The 19,802-nt window shown below is 65.7% G+C and carries 18 protein-coding genes and 1 pseudogene; 10 read left to right on the top strand and 9 right to left on the bottom strand.

The window, feature by feature from the left end; all coding sequences use genetic code 11:
* Positions 1-314: 314 nt before the first annotated feature.
* From V8324_RS18135 to tldD, 8 genes are all read right to left on the bottom strand, one after another.
* Positions 315-1,349, bottom strand: a complete 1,035-nt coding sequence (locus V8324_RS18135; protein WP_336421322.1) for a glycosyltransferase family 2 protein — start codon at positions 1,347-1,349, stop codon at positions 315-317.
* 16 nt (positions 1,350-1,365) lie between these two features.
* Positions 1,366-2,349 carry a UDP-glucose 4-epimerase GalE gene (gene galE / locus V8324_RS18130; RefSeq protein ID WP_336421321.1) on the bottom strand — a complete coding sequence of 328 codons (984 nt, stop codon included), beginning with the start codon at positions 2,347-2,349 and terminating at the stop codon, positions 1,366-1,368.
* A gap of 13 nt (positions 2,350-2,362) precedes the next feature.
* Complete coding sequence (locus tag V8324_RS18125; RefSeq protein WP_336421320.1) at positions 2,363-3,256, bottom strand: UTP--glucose-1-phosphate uridylyltransferase; 894 nt, start codon at positions 3,254-3,256, stop codon at positions 2,363-2,365.
* A gap of 239 nt (positions 3,257-3,495) precedes the next feature.
* Positions 3,496-4,125: a 3-oxoacid CoA-transferase subunit B gene (locus V8324_RS18120; protein WP_336421319.1), complete on the bottom strand. Its 630-nt coding sequence runs from the start codon at positions 4,123-4,125 to the stop codon at positions 3,496-3,498.
* A 4-nt stretch (positions 4,126-4,129) separates the two neighbouring features.
* Positions 4,130-4,843 (bottom strand): CoA transferase subunit A, encoded by a 714-nt coding sequence (locus V8324_RS18115; protein ID WP_336421318.1) that lies wholly within the window; start codon positions 4,841-4,843, stop codon positions 4,130-4,132.
* 101 nt (positions 4,844-4,944) lie between these two features.
* Positions 4,945-7,614, bottom strand: a complete 2,670-nt coding sequence (topA, locus tag V8324_RS18110; RefSeq protein WP_336421317.1) for a type I DNA topoisomerase — start codon at positions 7,612-7,614, stop codon at positions 4,945-4,947.
* A gap of 102 nt (positions 7,615-7,716) precedes the next feature.
* Entirely contained in the window at positions 7,717-8,874 is a 1,158-nt protein-coding gene (dprA, locus tag V8324_RS18105) for a DNA-processing protein DprA (RefSeq protein WP_336421316.1), read from the bottom strand.
* A 207-nt stretch (positions 8,875-9,081) separates the two neighbouring features.
* Entirely contained in the window at positions 9,082-10,506 is a 1,425-nt protein-coding gene (tldD, locus tag V8324_RS18100) for a metalloprotease TldD (protein ID WP_336421315.1), read from the bottom strand.
* A 215-nt stretch (positions 10,507-10,721) separates the two neighbouring features.
* On the opposite strand from tldD, the gene coxB reads away from it, so the two are divergent.
* From coxB to V8324_RS18055, 9 genes are all read left to right on the top strand, one after another.
* Positions 10,722-11,606: a cytochrome c oxidase subunit II gene (gene coxB, locus V8324_RS18095; RefSeq protein ID WP_336421314.1), complete on the top strand. Its 885-nt coding sequence runs from the start codon at positions 10,722-10,724 to the stop codon at positions 11,604-11,606.
* A 79-nt stretch (positions 11,607-11,685) separates the two neighbouring features.
* Entirely contained in the window at positions 11,686-12,642 is a 957-nt protein-coding gene (cyoE, locus tag V8324_RS18090; protein WP_336421313.1) for a heme o synthase, read from the top strand.
* Between the two features lie 8 nt (positions 12,643-12,650).
* On the top strand, positions 12,651-12,803 hold the full coding sequence (locus V8324_RS18085) for a hypothetical protein (RefSeq protein ID WP_336421323.1): 153 nt from the start codon (positions 12,651-12,653) through the stop codon (positions 12,801-12,803).
* The gene (locus V8324_RS18080) at positions 12,803-13,390 is read left to right on the top strand and encodes a cytochrome c oxidase assembly protein (protein WP_336421312.1); all 588 of its coding nucleotides are present in this window, start codon (positions 12,803-12,805) and stop codon (positions 13,388-13,390) included. The genes V8324_RS18085 and V8324_RS18080 overlap by 1 nt, the downstream gene beginning before the upstream one ends.
* A gap of 25 nt (positions 13,391-13,415) precedes the next feature.
* On the top strand, positions 13,416-14,216 hold the full coding sequence (locus V8324_RS18075; RefSeq protein WP_336421311.1) for a cytochrome c oxidase subunit 3: 801 nt from the start codon (positions 13,416-13,418) through the stop codon (positions 14,214-14,216).
* A 103-nt stretch (positions 14,217-14,319) separates the two neighbouring features.
* The gene (locus tag V8324_RS18070; RefSeq protein WP_336421310.1) at positions 14,320-15,006 is read left to right on the top strand and encodes an SURF1 family protein; all 687 of its coding nucleotides are present in this window, start codon (positions 14,320-14,322) and stop codon (positions 15,004-15,006) included.
* Positions 15,003-16,391, top strand: coding sequence for a threonine synthase (gene thrC / locus V8324_RS18065; protein WP_336421309.1), 1,389 nt, complete (start codon positions 15,003-15,005; stop codon positions 16,389-16,391). The genes V8324_RS18070 and thrC overlap by 4 nt, the downstream gene beginning before the upstream one ends.
* On the top strand, positions 16,388-17,650 hold the full coding sequence (locus V8324_RS18060) for a M16 family metallopeptidase (protein WP_336421308.1): 1,263 nt from the start codon (positions 16,388-16,390) through the stop codon (positions 17,648-17,650). The genes thrC and V8324_RS18060 overlap by 4 nt, the downstream gene beginning before the upstream one ends.
* Positions 17,650-18,237: a GNAT family N-acetyltransferase gene (locus V8324_RS18055; protein WP_336421307.1), complete on the top strand. Its 588-nt coding sequence runs from the start codon at positions 17,650-17,652 to the stop codon at positions 18,235-18,237. Before V8324_RS18060 ends, V8324_RS18055 begins: the two co-directional genes overlap by 1 nt.
* A gap of 356 nt (positions 18,238-18,593) precedes the next feature.
* Here V8324_RS18055 and V8324_RS18050 read toward each other — a convergent pair whose 3' ends face one another.
* Positions 18,594-19,121: a VPLPA-CTERM sorting domain-containing protein gene (locus V8324_RS18050; protein WP_336421306.1), complete on the bottom strand. Its 528-nt coding sequence runs from the start codon at positions 19,119-19,121 to the stop codon at positions 18,594-18,596.
* Positions 19,122-19,554: 433 nt separating this feature from the next.
* Here V8324_RS18050 and V8324_RS18045 point away from each other — a divergent pair.
* Positions 19,555-19,802 (top strand): annotated as a pseudogene (locus V8324_RS18045) (IS110 family transposase); the annotation flags it as partial.

The raw sequence follows: 19,802 nt of genomic DNA, 5'->3' as shown, positions 1-19,802 counted from the left end.
TGGCATCCTTCGCCGTCGCCGCCGCAACCCGAAGCGCGCGCGCCGACAAGTCCGTTCGTGCAACCGCAACCGCCATCGAACCCTCCATGCTTCGACGAAAGGGCCTCACAGCAGTGAACCGAAGGGAAGCCCGCGAGGGTCACCGACAGGGGCCGTTTCAGACTGCGATTGCGCCGCCTTGTGCCCGCGCAACTGCGCTTTCAGAAAACCGCGCTCCTCATCGCTGAGTGCAACCGCAACCGAGGCCCGACCCCGCATGCCATTTTCTCAAAACTTTGCGCCATTTCAACTTTGGCTAATTTGGTTCCGGGTGACTAGATCCAGCCGCCGCGCGACATCAACCCGAGGCGTTCCAGCTGCCGCCAGCCGGTCAACCGCGTGGAGGCGTCGCACCACAGGTCGGGATCGGCGCTAAGCGCATCGTAGTACTCGTCGTAGAGCGTGCTGTTCGCGAAGTGCTCCTGCCGCTGCTTTTCTTCGGCCGACCGTGTGACCACGATGTCGAGGAACTTCGTGTGCAGCAGCACGCCCGAGGTCAGTTCGCCGCCATCCGCCGCGTAGACCCGGTTGAGCCGCCGGGGCAGCACAGCGTGGCTCGAGTTCACGTAAGCGTGGCGCCAGTGCCAGCGGACCAGCGGCACCTTGCCCATGGTCGGTGCGCGGCGCGGATCGGCGGCGAAGAACATCCGTGCGCGCGGCCCGCCCTGGATCCAGAGGTTTTGCAGGTCGGGCTTGCGCTGCATCCCGTAATTGCCGGCATCGAACCAGCAAAGCCGCGCGAACGGATCCTCGCCCGCTACGCAGTCTCCCCCCGACAGCGGCCCCCGGGGATACATGTCGAGCATCAGTGCGCCGAAGGACGCACGGCCTTGCCGGTCCAGCCAATCACATAGCGCGGGCAGGGGGCGGGTGTCATGATACGGGTAGACTAGGCACTCGTCGGCATCGAGCGTCAGGCACCAGTGCCGGTGCCCGTGCCGCATCTGCAGCCATGTCAGCCAGTCGACCCCGAAGCGCGACAGCCGGTAGCTATGCGCCGTCGTCCAGAGCGAGACGTCGGGCTGGTCGGCAAGGTAGTCGGGCGTGCCGTCATCGCTCGCATTGTCGACCACCAGGAAATGCCGCACCCCGAGGCGGCGGTGATGGCCGAGGAACCACGGCAGGCGCAGCGCCTCGTTGCGGACGGTGGTGAAACACAGGATGTCGTCGTGCGCGATGGCGCGGGTACGGTCGACCGCGCATGCCAGTTGGTGCCGCTTGCGCAGGCTGCGCCACAGCAGGTGGCGGCGCTTCCACCGCAGGCGGTAGGCCTGATACGCGTCGTGCGCCCACGCGGAGATCGTGCCCATGCGCGCCATGTCGTTACTATTCTTGATAATGCCCGCTCTGGTGCCACCGCCACGCATCGCCGATCATCTGCGCCAGCGTCGAGCGGGCGGGATGCCAGCCGAGCTCCGTTTCGGCACGGGTCGAACCCGAGACGAGGCGCGTACAATCGCCCGCACGCCGCGGTCCCTCGATGACGGGCACGCCGCGATTTGTCACCGCCGCCGACTGCTGGACCACCTCGCGCACCGAAAAGCCGGTGCCGGTGCCGAGGTTGAACACCCGGCTGCCTCGCCCGTCCCGCAGCCATGTCAGCCCCCGGACATGCGCGTCGACCAGATCGGCGACATGCACGTAGTCGCGGATGCAGGTGCCGTCGGGCGTGTCATAATCGGTGCCGTGGATCGTCAGTGCCTCGCGCTTTCCGCAGATGGCATCCAGCATCAGCGGGATGAGATGCGTCTCGGGCTGGTGATACTCGCCGACCTGCGCCTCGGGATCTGCGCCGGCGACATTGAAATACCGAAAGATCACGTGGCGCAGGCCGTGCGCCGCCTGGAAGTCGCGCAGCATGTCCTCGATCGCGCGCTTGGACGCGCCATAAGCGTTGATGGGCGCCTGTGCGCAGGTCTCGTCCAGCACGACATTGTCCTGATCGCCATAGGTGGCACAGGTCGAGGAAAACACGATATCGAGACAGCCCGCTGCCACCGCCGCCTGCATGAGACACAGCGAGCCGGCAACGTTGTTGTGCCAGTATAGCCCGGGATCGCGCATGCTTTCCCCGACTTGGCTGAGGGCTGCGAAATGCATCACCGCACAGGGCGCATAGGCCGCAAACACCGCGTCGAGCCGGGCGCGGTCGGTCAGGCAGCCCTTCTCGAACGGGCCAAATTGCACAGCGTCGCGCCAGCCGGTGCTAAGATTGTCATAGGTGACGGGCGTGTAGCCCGCAAGACTGAGCGCCTTGCAGGCATGGCTTCCGATATAGCCCGCCCCTCCGGTGACAAGAACATGCGCCATGCCCCGCCCGCGATTACTGCGCGGCTTTCGACGCGTTGAGCATGTCGGAGATGTAGGTCCACAGCTCGTCGCGCAGATCGTCGCGGGCCAGCGCGAAGGCGACCGTCGCCTGCAGGAACCCGGCCTTCGAGCCGCAATCGAATCGCTGCCCCTCGAAGCGGAAGCCGTATACCTCTTCGCCGTCCGCGCGCGCCCCGTCGATGGCGTCGGTCAACTGGATCTCGCCGCCCGCGCCTGACTGCTTCTTGTCGAGCTTCTTGAGCACGGTGGGCGTCAGGATGTAGCGCCCGATCACCGCCAGGTTCGACGGTGCGCTGCCGGGCCCGGGCTTTTCGACCATGCCCTTGGTGGATACGACGCGGCCCATGTCCTCCTTGACGTCGAGAATGCCGTAGGAACTGGTTTTTGTGTCGGGGACATCCATCGCCGCGACCATGTTGTGTCCGGTCTCTTCGAAGGCCTCGACCATCTGCTGCAGGCAGGGCTTGTCGGCGGCGATCACGTCGTCGGGCAGGATCACCGCGAAAGGCTCCTTGGCGATGAACCGGCGCGCACACCACACCGCGTGCCCGAGGCCCAACGGCTTGGCCTGACGCATGTAGGCGATCTCGCCCGAATCCATGTTGGTGGACTTGAGAATCTCCAGCAGGTCATTCTTGCCCTTGCGGCGCAGTTCCTGTTCGAGCTGCGGGGCGTTGTCGAAATAATCCTCCAGCGCGCTCTTGCCGCGGGAGGTGACGAAGATGAATTCCTTGATCCCCGCCGCGCGCGCCTCGTCGATCGCATATTGCACCAGCGGGCGATCGACCAGGGTCATGATCTCCTTGGGCACCGATTTGGTCGCTGGCAGGAAGCGTGTTCCCAGCCCAGCCACCGGAAAGATTGCCTTCGTTACTTTGCGCCGCATGATCCGCTCCATGTTTTCACAGTATTCCCATTGTAATAACAATAAATGAAGACATTCATTATCTCACGCCTTCTTCCCGCAAATAATGACGGTCGGAGTCGTGTCGTAGGCGGATCCATGCGCATCCGGTCGGCAGTGCAACTCGCAACCGCAAGACGATCATTCGTCGGGCACGCTTCGACCGTGACCCCGGCCATGGGGGCGCCCGGCCTACGGGTGCAGACCGGGCCGATTTGCCCTCAGTTGACGATTCGCGCGTCGGTTGCGGCACGCAGGTCGTCTTCGGTGACGCCGTCGGCGGTCTCGACGATTCGCAGCCCGCCCTCGACCACGTCGAGCACGCCGAGATTGGTGATGATGCGGTTGACCACGCCGGTGCCTGTCAGCGGCAGGGTGCATTCCTTAAGCAGCTTGCTGTCGCCGTGCTTGTTGGTGTGGTCCATCACCACCACCACGCGCCGCACGCCGGCAACCAAATCCATCGCGCCGCCCATGCCCTTGATCAGCTTGCCGGGGATCATCCAGTTCGCCAGGTCGCCGTTCTCGGCCACCTCCATCGCGCCGAGGATCGCCATGGCGATCTTGCCGCCGCGGATCATCCCGAACGAGGTGGCGCTGTCGAAATAGCTGGTATGCGGCAATTCGGTGATCGTCTGCTTGCCGGCATTGATCAGGTCGGGGTCGACCTCGTTCTCGGTGGGGAAGGGGCCCATGCCCAGCATCCCGTTCTCCGATTGCAGCGTCACCTCGACGCCCTCGGGGATGTAGTTGGGCACCAGCGTCGGGATGCCGATCCCGAGATTGACATAGGTGCCGTCCTCGAGCTCTTTCGCGGCGCGCGCGGCCATCTGATTGCGGTCCCAAGCCATGGTCTCAGCCCTCCCTCAATGTGCGTTTCTCGATGCGCTTCTCGTGGTCGCCCTGGATCAGTCGGTGCACGTAGATGCCGGGCAGGTGGATGTGATCGGGCTCCAGCTCGCCGGGCTCGACGATCTCCTCGACCTCCATCACGCAGGTCTTGCCGCACATCGCCGCCGGCGGATTGAAGTTGCGCGCCGTCTTGCGGAAGATGCAGTTGCCGGTGGTGTCGGCCTTCCACGCCTTGACGATCGCGAGGTCGGCGAAGATCCCGCGCTCGAGGATGTAATGCTCGGGCTCGCCATCGGGACCGGTGGGGAACTCCTTCACCTCCTTGCCCTCGGCGATCTGTGTGCCGTAGCCGGTCTTGGTGTAGAACCCCGGAATGCCCGCGCCGCCGGCGCGCATGCGCTCGGCCAGCGTGCCCTGCGGGTTGAATTCCAGCTCCAACTCGCCCGAGAGATACTGCTGCATGAAGGTGTCGTTCTCGCCGACATAGGACGACATCATCTTCTTCACCTGCCGGGTCTGGAGCAGGATGCCGATGCCGAAATCGTCGACGCCGGCATTGTTCGAGGCAAATGTCAGATCCTGCGTGCCGGCCTCCTTGATCGCCTGCAGCAGCAGTTCGGGGATGCCGCACAGGCCGAATCCCCCGGCGGCGATCGTCATCCCGTCGAACAGCAACCCGTCCAGCGCGTCGGCGGCCGAGCCATAGACCTTTTTCATCGCGCAACTCCTTTTTCCGCGTTCTTCGCCCGAGGTATTGGGCGGATCGGGGCGGCGTGTCAACGCGCGTCCCGATTGCTGCCGCGAAATTGCGCGCGGCCTCAGCCTGTCTTCTTGCGGGCGCCGGGTTTCTCTGCCGCCGGTTTCTTGGCGGCGGCAGTTTTCTTGGGGCCGGGCTTTTTCGCGGTCTTTCGCGGCGGGCCCTTCTTCGCCGACTTCTCGGCGATCAGCGCGACCGCCTGTTCGGGGGTCACGTCCTCGGGCTTGACATCCTTGGGCAGGGTGGCGTTGACCTTGCCGCATTTCACGTACGGCCCGAAGCGGCCGTCCATGACGTGGATCGGTTCGCCCTCCTGCGGATGCTCGCCCAGTTCGCGCAGCGGCTTGGCGGCGCCGCGTCCGCGGCCGCCGGGATTGGCGCGTTTCTCGGCCAACAGTTCCACTGCGCGGTTCATGCCGATCTCGAACACGTCGGTGGGATCCTTGAGATTGGCATAGACGGGTTTCTTGTCCTCCGGGCCCTGGTGCATGACATAAGGTCCGTACCGCCCGAAATTGGCCTTGATCGTGCCGCCCTCGGGATGCTCGCCCACCTCGCGCGGCAGGCTCAGCAGCGTCAGTGCTTTCTCAAGATCCATCTCCTCGGGCTTCCAGCCCTTGGGCAGGCTGGCGCGGTCGGGCTTCTTGTTATCCTCGGTGGCTTCGCCGCGCTGCACGTAGGGCCCGAAGCGCCCCGAGCGCAGCGAGATCTCGTTGCCGTCCGCGTCTTGGCCGAGGATGCGGTCCTCGTTCTCGGCGGCATCGCCTCCGATTGGACGGGTATAGCGGCATTCGGGGTAGTTGCCGCAGCCCACGAAGCCGCCCGATTTCGAGGTCTTCAGGTGCAGCCGCCCGGTGCCGCAGAGCGGGCAGGCGCGCGGGTCGGCCCCGTCCTCGCGCGGCGGGTAAAGCTGATCGGCCAGCGCCTCGTCCAGTACATCCAGCACCTCCGAGATCCGCAATTCCGAGGTCTCGGCGATCGCCGCCGAGAAATCGCGCCAGAAGCGGTCCAGCACCTCCTTGTAATCCTTTTCTCCGGCGCTGACGCGGTCGAGATCCTCCTCGAGATTCGCGGTGAACTCGTAGCCCACGTATTTGCGGAAGAAATTCAGCAGGAAGATCGTGACGATCCGGCCCTTGTCCTCGGGGATCAGGCGGTTCTGTTCCTTGCGGACATATTCGCGGTCCTGGATCGTCCCCAGCACGCTGGCATAGGTCGAGGGCCGGCCGATGCCCAACTCCTCCATCTTCTTGACCAGCGTCGCCTCGGTATAGCGCGGCGGCGGCTGGGTGAAATGCTGCAGGCCGAGCACCGATTCATTGTCGGCCAGTACTGCGGCGGTGTCGTCCTTGCCGTCCTGGGCCTTCGCGAAATCGGGCCGCAGCGAGGATTTGGCGAAACTGGCCGTGTCGCCCTCGCTGATCTGCGGGAGGCGTTTGTCGTCGTCGTCGCCCGCCACGTCGTCGCGGCCCTCCTCGTAGACCTTGAGAAACCCGTCGAACAGCATCACCTGACCGGTGGCGCGCAGGCCGACCTGGCCGTCCTTGCTGCCGATCTCGACCGTCGTGCGTTCGAGCTGCGCGGCGGCCATCTGGCAGGCCAGCGTACGCTTCCAGATCAGGTCGTAAAGCTTGCGCTGATCGGCATCGGTGGCCTTGATGGATTGCGCGTCGCGGGTCATCTCGGTGGGGCGGATGCATTCATGCGCTTCCTGGGCGTTCTTGGCCTTGTTCTTGTACATGCGCGGAGATTTGGGGATGTAATCGGAGCCGTAGCGCTCGGTGATCGCGTCGCGCGCGGCCATCACCGCCTCGGACGCCATGTCGATCCCGTCGGTCCGCATGTAGGTGATGAGGCCTGCCTCGTAGAGACGTTGCGCGGCAGACATGCATTGCTTGGCGCCCATGCCGAACTTGCGGCTGGCCTCCTGTTGCAGGGTCGAAGTCATGAACGGCGCCGAGGGGTTGCGTGTCGCCGGTTTCGCCTCGACCGAGGTCACTGACAAGGCGCGCGACGAGACCGCCTGCACCGCCATCTCGGCCTGGGTGCTGTTCTCGAGGTCGTACTTGTCGAGTTTCCGGCCCGCCAGCGTCACCAGACGCGCCTCGAATTCCTGCCCGCGCGGCGTGGCCAGCAGCGCCTTGACGGACCAGTATTCGCGGGCGTTGAACGCTTCGATCTCCATCTCGCGCTCGACGATCAGGCGCAGGCAGACCGATTGCACGCGGCCCGCCGATTTCGCGCCAGGCAGCTTGCGCCAGAGCACCGGGCTGAGATTGAAGCCCACGAGATAGTCGAGCGCGCGGCGGGCGAGATACGCCTCGACCAGCGGCGCGTCGACCTGGCGGGGGTTCTTCATCGCCTCGGTCACGGCGGACTTGGTGATCGCGTTGAAGACCACGCGGCTGACGGGCGTGTCCTGCTTTATCGCCTTGCGCTTGCGCAGCGTCTCTTCAAGGTGCCAACTGATCGCCTCGCCCTCGCGGTCGGGGTCGGTGGCGAGCACCAGCTCGGGGTCGTCCTTCAGCGCGTCGGCGATAGCCTTGACATGCTTGCGGCTGTCAGCGCCGACCTCCCATGTCATCTCGAAGCCGTTCTCGGGATCGACCGACCCGTCCTTGGGGGGCAGGTCGCGCACGTGCCCGTAGCTTGCCAGAACCGTGTAGTTGTCACCGAGATACTTGTTGATCGTCTTGGCTTTGGCCGGCGATTCGACAACAACGACTGGCATGAGCAATCCTTCCGGCTTGATGTGCGCATTGGGGACAGACAATGTGCTGTCGGCAGGGGGATTGTCAATGTGATCGCTGCGGCGCGGCGTCGCGGGGTGCGGTCAGCCGGAAATCGACAGCAGCCCGCCGGGGGCGCGGGTGATCCGGCCGTCAAGCTCGAGATCGACGAGCACCGGCGCGACCGCGCCCGCCGGCGCGTCGAGATCGCGGATCAGCTGATCCTCGGCCAGCGGCGAGGGGCCGAGACGCTGCAGGATCTCGCTGTGCAGCTTGGCCGTGTCGCGCAGGCTGCGCTTTTGCGCCGCGGGCTCGGGAATCCGAGGCGGCGGATCGAGCGGCAGGTCGGGCTGCGCCGCGGCGGCATCGGCGCGGGGCAGCGCCTCGATCACGTCGGCGGCGTTCCGCACGAGGGTTGCGCCGTCGCGCAGCAGCATGTTGCATCCGGCCGCGCGCGCATCGATGGGATGGCCGGGCACCGCCATCACCTCGCGCCCCTGGTCGAGCGCGTTGCGCGCGGTAATCAGCGACCCCGATTTCGCCGCCGCCTCGATCACCACGACCGCCTGCGCCATCCCGCTGATCAGGCGGTTGCGCCCGGGAAAATGGCGCGCCTGCGGCACGAGGCCGACCGGATGCTCTGACAGCCGAACGCCCGTGCCAAGGATGTCGGCGGCCAGACGCGCGTTCTCGGCGGGGTAGATCACGTCGACGCCGCCGGCCATCACCGCGACGGTGCCGCCCTGCAGGCTGGCCAGATGCGCCGCGGTATCGACACCGCGCGCCAGCCCCGAGACGATCACATAGCCCGCCTCGGACAGTTCGGCGGCCAGCGACCGCGCCATGCGTGTGCCCAGGGACGAGGCGTTGCGGGCGCCCACCAGTGCGATCATCGGGCGGTCGAGCACGCTTGCATCGCCCATCACCCACAGAACCGGCGGCGCGTCCGGCAGATCGCGCAGCGCCGTGGGGTAGGCGGCGTCCTGGGAGGTGAGCATCGTGGCCCCTGCGGCGCGGGCGGCGCGCAATTCGGCCTCGGCCACGCCGATGGGGCAGGGGGTGTATTCCATCACGCCCGCCGCGCGGGCGACCTCGGGCAGGGCGTCGATGGCGGCGGCAGCGCTGCCATGTTCGGCCAGCAGGCGATGAAAGGTCGTCGGACCGACCCGGCGAGAGCGCAAGAGGCGAAGCCACGCAACCCGGTCATCTTCCGTGGTGGGTGGGAGTGGTGGGTGAGTGGAAGGATGTGTATCCCCGGGCATCCGTGACCTCGCCAATTGCACCACCTTCATAGCGCGCCACTGGTTAACGGAAGGTAAACCTCAACAGGGATTTCGCGGTCGCGGCGAATTTTACCGGCCCGCCCTCCTTCCGGCCCGCCCTCCTTCCGGCCGGTGCGCCGCACCATGCCGGGGGGCGAGTATTTTTTGGAAAGATGAAACCCGTCTCGCGCAAGCGGGCGCGGTCGATCAGGACGTCGCCGACCCGCCCACCGTCAGCCCGCCGATCAGCACCGTCGGCTGGCCAACGCCCACCGGCACCCACTGGCCGTCCTTGCCGCAATTGCCCATGCCGGGATCGAGCGCCATGTCGTTTCCCAAACCCCGGATCTGCTGCAGCGCGGTGGCGCCGTCGCCGATCAGCGTCGCCCCCTTTACCGGTGCGCCGACGCGGCCGTCCTTGACGCGGTAGGCCTCGGTGCAGGAGAACACGAACTTGCCGTTGGTGATGTCGACCTGCCCGCCGCCGAAGCCCACGGCGTAGATGCCGTCCTTCATCTCGGACACCAGGTCGTCCGGGTCGGCGTCGCCGCCCAGCATGTAGGTGTTGGTCATGCGCGGCATCGGCGCGTGCGCGTAGCTTTCCCGGCGGCCGTTGCCGGTGGCGTCGACTCCCATCAGCCGGGCGTTCTGGCGGTCCTGCATGTAGCCGGTGAGGATGCCATCCTCGATCAGCACGTTCTTGCCCGAGGGCGTGCCCTCGTCGTCGATGGTGATGCTTCCGCGCCGGTCGGGGATCGTCCCGTCATCGAGCACCGTGACGCCCGGTGACGCGATGCGCTGACCCATCAGCCCGGCAAAGGCGGAGGATCCCTTGCGGTTGAAATCGCCCTCGAGCCCGTGACCGATCGCCTCGTGCAGCAGGATGCCGGGCCAGCCGGGGCCGAGCACCACGTCCATCACGCCGGCCGGCGCGGGTTCGGCCCGCAGATTGACCAGCGCGATGCGCAGCGCCTCGCGCGTCTTGCCTTGCCAGTCGTCGCGCATCAGCAGCCCGTCGAGACCCACGCGCCCGCCGCCGCCGGCGCTGCCCTGTTCGCGGCGGCCGTCATGCTCGACGATCACCGACACGTTGAGCCGCGTCATCGGGCGGATATCGCCCACCTCGCTGCCATCGGGGCGCAGGATCACCACCTCCTGGCAGGAGGCGCCGATAGAGGCGGTCACCTGCACCACGCGTGGATCGAGTTCGCGGGCGAAGGCGTCGATCTCGCGCAGGGTTTCGAGCTTGACCGGGAAAGACGCCCCGGCGATCGGGTCGGCATCTGTGTAGAGGTGCTTGTTGGTGTGCGCCGGGGCCGCGGCAAGCGTGCCGCCGCCCGATCCCACCGCAAGGCGTGCCGTCTCGACCGCGCGGCCAAGGGCGGCCTCGCTGATATCCGAGGAATGCGCGTAGCCCGTCACCTCGCCCTGCACCGCGCGCAGCCCGAACCCTTCGGAGGCGTCGTAGGAGGCGGTCTTGATGCGGCCGTCATCGAAGGTCAGCGACTCGGCGCGGCGGCGTTCGAGGAACAACTCGCCATCATCGGCGCCGCGTGTGGCCTCTTGCAGGTGCGCCAGCGCCGCGCTGCGGTCGAGGAGGCTGTCGAAGGGACGAAAAGGGGTGTCGCTCATGGGGCTTCATCCTATATCATGATGCAAGATGCCGTCGCCTTGACGGGCCAAGGATCGGGCCGGGATCGGGGAGGTGGCGGCTTTTGGCCGCAACGGTCTTTCTTGCCGTTTCGATTGGAATATGGTTTGAGACCGAGACAAAACAATGGAAGTCTGACCACAGCGCGACCCGGCTTTCAAGACGGACGGACCGCATCAAACAACCAGGATGTATCATGCGACCACTCTTCAGCCTACTGTCGGGCCTCAGCGCCCTCACCGCCCTGCCCGCGATGGCGCAGGACAACCTTGAAATCGTCGGCAAGCCTGAGAATGGCGGGACCGGCTTCCAGACCGCGGCGACCGAACTGGCGCGCGACCTGCAATGGCTCGATAGCACGATCAATATCATCATCTTCGCCATCGTGTTGCTGGTGGTCGTGCTTCTGGGGATCGTGCTGGTGAAGTACAACCGGCGCGTCAACCAAAACCCGGCCAGCTTCACCCACAACTCGCCGGTCGAGATCGCGTGGACCATCGGCCCGATCGTGATCCTCGTCTTCATCGGCGCGTTCTCGCTGCCGATCCTGTTCAAGCAGCAGGAGATCCCCGAAGGCGACGTCAACATCAAGGTGACCGGTTACCAGTGGTACTGGGGCTACGAGTATACCGACCACGAGTTCGGCTTCCAGAGCTTCATGATCGGCGCGCCGGCGACGGGGGGCGACAACCGCCTGACGCCCGAGGTCGAGCAGAAGCTTGTCGATGCCGGCTACAGCCGTGACGAGTTCCTGCTGGCCACCGACACCTCGGTGGTGGTCCCGGTCGACAAGACGATCGTGATGACCGTCACCGGCGCAGACGTGATCCATAGCTGGACGATCCCGGCCTTCGGCGTGAAGCAGGACGCGGTGCCGGGCCGCCTGGCGCAACTTTGGTTCACGCCCGAGAAGGAGGGCGTCTATTTCGGTCAGTGCTCGGAGCTGTGCGGCCAGGCGCATGCTTACATGCCGATCACCGTCAAGGTGGTCAGCCAGGAAGAGTACGAGCAATGGCTCGACGGGGCGATCGACGAATATGCCGGCACCCCGCGCGCCGTCGACGTGGCCTCGGCGAAGTGACGCGGACCCGCGCCTGACCCCTTACGGATCGGGCGTGGATCCGACAAGCCCTTGCCGAGATGCCTGACAGGAGATCCCGATGAGCGATGCCAGCCTTCAACCCGAGCCCACCGCGGCTGTCCCGAGCGGCGACGATGCGGGGTTCCGCGATTTCTTCGCGCTGCTGAAGCCGCGGGTGATGACCCTCGTGGTGTTCACGGCCTTCGTGGGCCTGCTGGCCGCGCCGGTGGCGGTGCATCCGGTGGTGGGGCTGGCCGCGATCCTGTTCATCGCCGTGGGCGGTGGTGCGGCGGGCGCGCTCAACATGTGGTGGGAATCCGACATCGACGCGCTTATGAAACGCACCTCGAAGCGCCCCATCCCCGCCGGCCGCGTCACCCGCGACGAGGCGTTCGCCTTCGGCATGGCGCTGGCGGGCATGTCGGTGATCATGCTGTGGCTGGCGACCAACGCGTTGGCCGCGGCGATCCTCGCCTTCACGATCTTCTTCTACGTGGTGATCTACACCATCGGGCTGAAGCGCTGGACGCCGCAGAACATCGTGATCGGCGGGGCGGCTGGCGCGTTTCCCCCGATGATCGGCTGGGCCGCCGCGACCGGCAGCATCAGTCTGGAATCGGTGCTTATGTTCGGACTGATTTTCCTGTGGACGCCGCCGCATTTCTGGGCGCTCGCGCTTTTCATGCGCGGGGATTACGACGGCGCGGGTGTTCCGATGCTGACCGTCACGCATGGCCGCCCCGCCACCCGCCGGCATATCCTGGTCTACACGCTGGTGCTGGCAGCGATGGCCGTGGGCGCGGCGTTCACCGGGATCGGCGGGCCCGTTTATCTGGTCGTGGCGGTGGTCTTCAACGCGCTCTTCCTGCGCGACGCTGTGGCGATCTGGCGGCGGGACGAGGTGATGGCGGAGGCCGACAATTACAAGGTCGAGAAACATGCGTTCAAACTGTCGCTGTGGTACCTCTTCGCGCATTTCTCGGCGATCCTCACCGAGGCGACACTTGGCAGGTTCGGATTGGGGGGCTGGGCATGAGCTTTCGCGTGACACATGAGCTGCACAAGCGCCGCTTCGGGCGCAATCTGGGGCTGGGGATCGTGCTGGCGGGGCTGGTCGCGCTGGTCTTCGGGCTGACCGTGGTCAAGGTCACCACCGACGATTTCCGGATGCTGGTGGATGAAGAGGAGGCACAGTGATGGCGATGGATACGAACACCCGCACAGTGACCCGGCTGGTGGGCGTCGTGGTGCTGATGGGCGGGCTGGCCTGGGCGTCGGTGCCGTTCTACGACTGGTTCTGCCGAGTCACCGGCTTCGGCGGTGTGACCGGGCAATCGGACGTTGCCAGCGACGAGGTGCTGGACCAGACCATCACCGTACGCTTCGATGCCAGCAAGGCGCGCGACATGCCGTGGACATTCGAGCCCGTCGAGCGCGAGATGGATCTGCGCATCGGCGAGACCGGGCTGGCCTTCTACGAGGCGCACAATCCCACCGACCGGCCCGTCGCGGGGCGTGCCAATTACAACGTGACGCCCTACGAGGCCGGCGGGTTCTTTACCAAGATCGACTGTTTCTGCTTCCAGCAGCAGGTGTTGCAGCCCGGCGAGCGGGTGCAGATGCCGGTGACCTTCTACGTCGATCCCGAGATCGTGGATGACCGCGAGGGCCAGTACATCCACACCATCACGCTGTCCTACACATTCCACGAGATCGATCTGCCCGAGGACATGGCGCAGGCCGCGCTTGAACCGGGCGCGGAATCGGGTAAACCCGTCAACTAAAGCATTCGACGAGGGAAAGACCGCCATGGCACATGCGAAAGACCACGACTACCACATCATCCCGCCCTCGATCTGGCCGTTCATCGGTGCGGTAGCCGGGTTCATCATGCTCTTCGGCGCGGTGCTGTGGATGCATGGCAGCGGTCCATGGATGTTCCTCGCCGGTCTGATCGGCGTGTGTTACGTGATGTTCGGCTGGTGGGCCGACGTGGTGACCGAAGGCGAAACCGGCGATCACACGCCGGTCGTCCGGATCGGCCTGCGCTACGGCTTCATCATGTTCATCATGTCCGAGGTGATGTTCTTCGCCGCTTGGTTCTGGAGCTTTTTCAAGCACGCCATGTACCCGATGGGCCCCGACAGCCCGATGGCCGACGCTGTCTGGCCGCCCGCCGGAATCGAGACCTTCGATCCGTGGCACCTGCCGCTGATCAACACGCTGATCCTGCTCTGCTCGGGCTGCGCCGCGACCTGGGCGCATCACGCGCTTGTCCACGAAAACAACCGCAAGGACGTGAAATACGGGCTGATGCTGGCCATCGCGCTTGGGGCTATCTTCACGGTCTTCCAGGCGTATGAATACAGCCACGCCGCCTTCGGCTTTTCCGGAAATATCTACGGCGCGAACTTCTTCATGGCGACTGGGTTTCACGGCGCGCATGTGGTGATCGGCACGATCTTCTTGCTGGTCTGCCTGATCCGCGTGCAGCGCGGCCATTTCACGCCGCAGCAGCATGTCGGCTTCGAGGCCGCCGCGTGGTACTGGCACTTCGTCGACGTCGTGTGGCTGTTTCTCTTCGCGGCGATCTATGTCTGGGGTGGATGACCATTTCCCCGAAAAGCACCAGCGCCCTGAGCGCGGATATCTGAGCCAGGAAAAATGTGCGGGGAAGCGGCTCCCCGCGCATTTTGCGTTCGAAAGATGAGACATGCGGAATAACCTGCTGGTGCCTCTGGTCTTCGGCCTCGTCGGCGTGGCGGTGCTCTTGTCATTGGGCAAATGGCAACTTGACCGGCTCGCGTGGAAAGAGGGCATTCTGGCCGACATCGAGGCGCGGATCAGCGCCGAGCCGGTGCCCTTGCCCGAAGAGGTCGAGCGCCCCGCGGACCGCTACCTGCCGGTCACCGTGTCGGGCCGGATCGAGCCGCGCGCGCTGCGCGTGCTGGTCAGCCAGAAGCGGGTGGGCGCGGGCTACCGCCTGATCTCGGCGCTCGATACCGGCGCGCGGCGCGTGCTTCTGGATCGCGGGTTCATCCCGGTCGAGGATGACGTCCCCGCCCCGCCGCAGACGCCCGTAACCGTTACTGGCAACCTGCACTGGCCCGATGACAGGCTGGAATCGACGCCGGAGAACGAAATCGACGGCAACATGTGGTTCGCCCGCGATGTCGCGCGCATGGCCGAGGTGCTGGGCACCGAGCCCGTCTTGGTCATCGCGCGGGAGATCTCGCCCCCCGAGCCGGGCGTCAGCCCGCTGCCGGTGGACACGGTCGGCATCCCGAACGATCACCTCGAATACGCGGTGACATGGTTCTCGCTGGCCGTGATATGGGCGGTGATGACCGCAATTCTCATCCGCCGGCAGATCCGCGCACGCAAAGAGGCAGAGGCATGAATTACATCTCGACACGCGGGCAGGCGCCCAGCTTGAGCTTCGAAGAGGCTATGCTGACTGGGCTCGCGCGCGATGGCGGGCTCTACCTGCCAGAGCGCATCCCGCAGATGGACGCCGCCGATATCCGCGCGCTTGCAGGGGTCAGATATGAAGAGGCCGCGTTCCGCGTGATGCGCCCCTTCATCGGCGACGCCTTCACCGACGCCGAGTTTCGCGAGATCATCGACCGCGCCTATGCCGGCTTCGGCCACGCCGCGCGCGCGCCGCTCGTTCAGCTCGAGTCCGGGCATTTCCTGCTGGAACTGTTCCACGGCCCGACGCTGGCGTTCAAGGATTTCGCCATGCAGCTCATCGGGCAGATGTTCGAGGCCTCGCTGAAACGTTCGGGGAAAAGGGTCAGCATCGTCGGCGCGACCTCGGGCGATACCGGCTCGGCGGCGATCGAGGCGTTTCGCGGTCTCGATGCGGTGGACGTGTTCATCCTCTACCCGCATGGCCGCGTGTCCGAGGTGCAGCGCCGCCAGATGACCACGCCGACCGAGGCGAATGTGCATGCGCTCGCCATCGACGGGCATTTCGACGACGCCCAGGCGCGTGTGAAGGACATGTTCAACGATTTCGACTTCCGCGACGGCGTGCGGCTGGCCGGCGTGAACTCGATCAACTGGGCGCGGGTGCTGGCGCAGGTGGTTTATTACTTCACCTCCGCCGTCAGCCTCGGCGCGCCTGACCGTAAGGTGTCGTTCACCGTGCCCACCGGCAATTTCGGCGACGTCTTCGCGGGCTGGATCGCGCGCGCCATGGGGCTGCCCATCGACCGGCTGGTGGTTGCGACCAACCGCAACGACATCCTGCATCGCTGCCTCGCCACGGGCGAGTACCGCCCCGAGGGCGTGGTCCCCACGATCAGCCCGTCGATGGACATCCAAGTCAGCTCGAATTTCGAGCGCGCACTCTACTACGCCTACGACCACGACGGGCGCGCCGTTGCGCAAGTCATGGATGAGCTGAAGGCCAGCGGCACCACGATCAGCCAGGGCGCGCTGCAAAGCCTGCGCGAGGGGTTTCACAGTGGCCGCTGCGACGAGGAGGACACAAGCGCCACCATCCGCGCGACATGGGACGCCACCGGCGAGCTTTTGTGCCCGCACACGGCCGTCGGCGTGCAGGTGGCAAACGCGCAGCGCGACCCGGCCGTGCCGATGATCACGCTGGCCACCGCGCATCCGGCGAAATTCCCCGACGCGGTCGAGACCGCGAGCGGCATTCACCCCCCCTTGCCCGAGCGCATGGCGGACCTGTATGACCGGCCCGAACGCGTCACGCGCGTCGCCAACGATCTCGGCGCCATCGAAACCCTCATAAAGGAACGGATCCCGCATTGAGTTTCCAACTGACCACCCTGCCGAACGGCTTTCGCATCGCCACCGAACACATGCCGGGGCTGGAATCCGCGGCGATCGGCGTCTGGGTGCTCGCCGGCGCGCGGCACGAACGCGCCGAGCAGAACGGCATCGCGCATTTCCTCGAACACATGGCCTTCAAGGGCACGCAGCGCCGCTCTGCCCTGCAGATCGCCGAGGCGATCGAGGATGTGGGCGGCTATATCAACGCCTATACCAGCCGCGAAACCACCGCCTACTACGCCCGCGTGCTGAAGAACGACGTGCCGCTGGCGCTCGACGTGGTGGCCGACATCCTGCGCAACCCGGTCTTCGACGCGCGCGAGATCGAGACCGAGCGCGGCGTCATCCTGCAGGAGATCGGCCAGGCCGCCGACACGCCCGACGACATCATCTTCGACTGGCTTCAGGAAGAGGCCTATCCCGATCACCCGCTGGGCCGCACCATCCTCGGCGCCGAGGCGCGCGTGCAGGGCTTCAACCGGCCCGATCTCGAAGGCTTCGTCGATCAGTATTACCGCCCCGGCCAGATGGTGCTCTCGGCCGCCGGTGCCGTCGATCACGACGAACTCGTGCGCATGGCCGAGGAGATGTTCGGCGACATGATCCCCTCGGACGCGATCGCCCCGGACACCGCCCGGTTTCGCGGCGGCGAGACGCGCCATGTCAAGGATCTGGAGCAGGCGCATTTCGCGCTCGCCTTCGAGAGCCCGGAATATGGCAGCCCCGATATCTACACCGCGCAGATCTACGCCCTCGCGCTGGGCGGGTCGATGTCCTCGCGCCTCTTTCAGGAGATCCGCGAGCGCCGCGGGCTGTGCTATACCATCTTCGCGCAGGCCGGCGCCTATGCCGATACCGGCATGATGACGATCTATGCCGGCACCTCCGAGGACCAGATGGGCGATCTTGCGGGCATCACCGTGGACGAGATGAAACGCGCCGCCGAGGACATGAGCGACGCGGAGGTCGAGCGCGCCCGCGCGCAGATGAAGGCCGGGATGCTGATGGGGCTCGAAAGCCCCTCGGCACGGGCCGAACGCCTGGCGCGGATGCTGCAGATCTGGGGTCGCGTGCCGGACCTCGCCGAGACGGTCGAGCGTATCGACGCCGTCACGCTCGACGATGTGCGCCGGCTGGCGCGCCACACCGTGACCTCGGCACCCTCGGCGCTGGCGCTTTACGGCCCAGTGGCCCGCTCGCCCAGCCTGCAAAGCCTCGACGACAGGCGCGCCGCCTGATGTTCCTGCGTCCGCGCCGGCATCTCAGGATCGAGACGGAGCGTCTCACCCTGCGTCAGCCGGTGATGGGCGATTTCCGCGACTGGAGCGACCTGCGCGCCGGCAGCGTCGATTTCCTGACCCCGTGGGAGCCCGCCTGGGCCGGCGACCACCTGTCGCGCAAGGGGTTTTCCAACCGCGTGCACTGGGCGCAGCGCGCCATCGCGGGCGGCTCTGCGGTGCCGCTCTTCCTGATCCGGCGTGAGGATCAAGTGCTGCTGGGGGCGATCACGCTCGATCACATCCGGCGCGGGCCGGCGCAGTCGGGCACGCTGGGCTACTGGATCGGGAAGCCCCATGCGCGCCGGGGCTACATGCAGGAGGCCATCGCCGGCGTGGTGCATCACGCCTATGACCGCCTCGATCTCAGCCGGATCGAGGCCGCCTGCCTGCCCGAAAACCACGCCTCGCGCGGGGTGCTGGAAAAATGCGGCTTCAAATACGAGGGCGTCGCGCAAAGCTACCTGCAGATCAACGGTCGCTGGCGCACCCACGTCCTCTACGCCGCCCTGCGCCCCGACCGGCGCGGCCGCACGGATGCGTGCTAGCGTTCACCGCACGACAAGAGAACCCCGACCCGCGCCCGTCGTCGCCCGGACGCTGGCCCGATTGACAGCCATGCGGACGAGGACCAAACCGCTTGCGCGTAGTTGCACTTGCGGTGAGTGCAGTTCACGGGCCTTGTGTCTGACGACGCAAAGCGTGCGGGGCAGTGGTGCAGATCTCAGCAGATCCCCGTACATGTCAGGCGTTCATCTTTCAGAGTTGCGAGGGCCTTGGGGAATCGGAGCCCCCTGAAGATAGGGGGGTCATTGAACCGCATGCCCCGACTTTCGGCTCGAAAGGTAAACGCCCGCGCGTGCGCGCCGGCCTCTGTCGCAAGGTTTGCCGGCCAAACCCGCTTTCAGGCGGTCACGCCACCTGCCCATTTGCTGCGGGGCCCGAAAGTGCCGAGAGCTGCCCACTTGCGCCGACGCCCGAAAATGCCGAGACCCGCGAGGGCGTTGCCAAACAGCAGGATCGAGGCGGGCAGTGGCACCGCCGCCACAGTCGTTTCCACGTCGAAGCGGAACTCGGCCTCCTTCACGGAATCCGTCCAGGCAAAGAAGAGCCGCTGCCTCGGGAAGTCCGTGTTGAAGGTTGTGGACAACGTGTCCACCCCTGTTGCGGAAACCAGCGTGTTGAGCTTCAGCCCGTCGATCCAGCTCGTGGTCAGGTTGGTGAAGCTGGAGCTGATGGTCGCAGCAGTTGCCGCCGCGTCGGCTACCGCGTTGACGGTGGCCCCGGGGGTGAAGAACCGCACGGTATAGCTGCCTGCATCATCGGCTGACGATGTAACGATACCGGTGAAAAGCGTATCGCAGGTCAGGTCGTAAAGGGTGCCGTCGTCAACAGTCACCGTCGCCGCGGATGCGCCAAGCGGCGCGGCCATGGCGGTGAAATTGTCTGACGTCAGGGCTTGTGGGACGGATCTGGTGTTTTCGTGACGGAGGGTTTCCGGGTCATCGCAGCCATCAGGGAGCGAAGGTGAACAAGAACCGGAGGACCGCGCAGGCGACATCCGGACCATCGAAGGACGCGGCGGGCAAGCTGGTCAAGGGGATCACGCGCAAGACCCGCAAACAGTACTCTGCCGAAGGGAAGATCGGGTCGTGCTGGCTTGCTTGCGCGGCGAGGAGAATGAGACCTTGTGCGCCATTGATGGAGTGGATGGCTCCCGCTTCCGGCATCGCAATGTGCCATGTTGGGTGCTGTGAATACGGCCAACGAAGGGAGCCATCNTGATGGAGTGGATGGCTCCCGCTTCCGGCATCGCAATGTGCCATGTTGGGTGCTGTGAATACGGCCAACGAAGGGAGCCATCCATGAACGATATTACCACAATCGGGATCGATCTGGCGAAGTCTGTTTTCCAGCTGCACGGGGTTGACGCCGAGGGGCGTCCCTCGTTGCGGCGTCAACTCAGGCGCAGCCAGATGCTTGAGTTCTTTCAGCGCCAGCCGGCGTGCCTGATCGGTATGGAAGCCTGCGCCGGCGCGCATTACTGGGCTCGGGAGTTGATCAAGCTCGGCCATGACGTCCGGCTGATGCAGCCAAGCTATGTGAAGGGCTA

This window comes from Roseovarius sp. D22-M7, from assembly GCF_037083785.1.
Taxonomy (GTDB): Bacteria; Pseudomonadota; Alphaproteobacteria; order Rhodobacterales; family Rhodobacteraceae; genus Roseovarius.
The sequence above is the reverse complement of the archived record's forward strand: the minus strand, read 5'-3'. Positions and strand labels throughout refer to the sequence as shown.

Coding starts and splice junctions, on each gene's coding strand:
- V8324_RS18075 (WP_336421311.1), top strand. CDS start 13,416: ATGGCACATGCGAAAGACCACGACTACCACATCATCCCGCCCTCGATC.
- V8324_RS18055 (WP_336421307.1), top strand. CDS start 17,650: ATGTTCCTGCGTCCGCGCCGGCATCTCAGGATCGAGACGGAGCGTCTC.
- thrC (WP_336421309.1), top strand. CDS start 15,003: ATGAATTACATCTCGACACGCGGGCAGGCGCCCAGCTTGAGCTTCGAA.
- V8324_RS18120 (WP_336421319.1), bottom strand. CDS start 4,125: ATGGCTTGGGACCGCAATCAGATGGCCGCGCGCGCCGCGAAAGAGCTC.
- V8324_RS18115 (WP_336421318.1), bottom strand. CDS start 4,843: ATGAAAAAGGTCTATGGCTCGGCCGCCGACGCGCTGGACGGGTTGCTG.
- V8324_RS18070 (WP_336421310.1), top strand. CDS start 14,320: ATGCGGAATAACCTGCTGGTGCCTCTGGTCTTCGGCCTCGTCGGCGTG.
- cyoE (WP_336421313.1), top strand. CDS start 11,686: ATGAGCGATGCCAGCCTTCAACCCGAGCCCACCGCGGCTGTCCCGAGC.
- V8324_RS18125 (WP_336421320.1), bottom strand. CDS start 3,256: ATGCGGCGCAAAGTAACGAAGGCAATCTTTCCGGTGGCTGGGCTGGGA.
- V8324_RS18135 (WP_336421322.1), bottom strand. CDS start 1,349: ATGGGCACGATCTCCGCGTGGGCGCACGACGCGTATCAGGCCTACCGC.
- coxB (WP_336421314.1), top strand. CDS start 10,722: ATGCGACCACTCTTCAGCCTACTGTCGGGCCTCAGCGCCCTCACCGCC.
- dprA (WP_336421316.1), bottom strand. CDS start 8,874: ATGCCCGGGGATACACATCCTTCCACTCACCCACCACTCCCACCCACC.
- V8324_RS18050 (WP_336421306.1), bottom strand. CDS start 19,121: ATGGCCGCGCCGCTTGGCGCATCCGCGGCGACGGTGACTGTTGACGAC.
- V8324_RS18080 (WP_336421312.1), top strand. CDS start 12,803: ATGGCGATGGATACGAACACCCGCACAGTGACCCGGCTGGTGGGCGTC.
- topA (WP_336421317.1), bottom strand. CDS start 7,614: ATGCCAGTCGTTGTTGTCGAATCGCCGGCCAAAGCCAAGACGATCAAC.
- galE (WP_336421321.1), bottom strand. CDS start 2,349: ATGGCGCATGTTCTTGTCACCGGAGGGGCGGGCTATATCGGAAGCCAT.
- tldD (WP_336421315.1), bottom strand. CDS start 10,506: ATGAGCGACACCCCTTTTCGTCCCTTCGACAGCCTCCTCGACCGCAGC.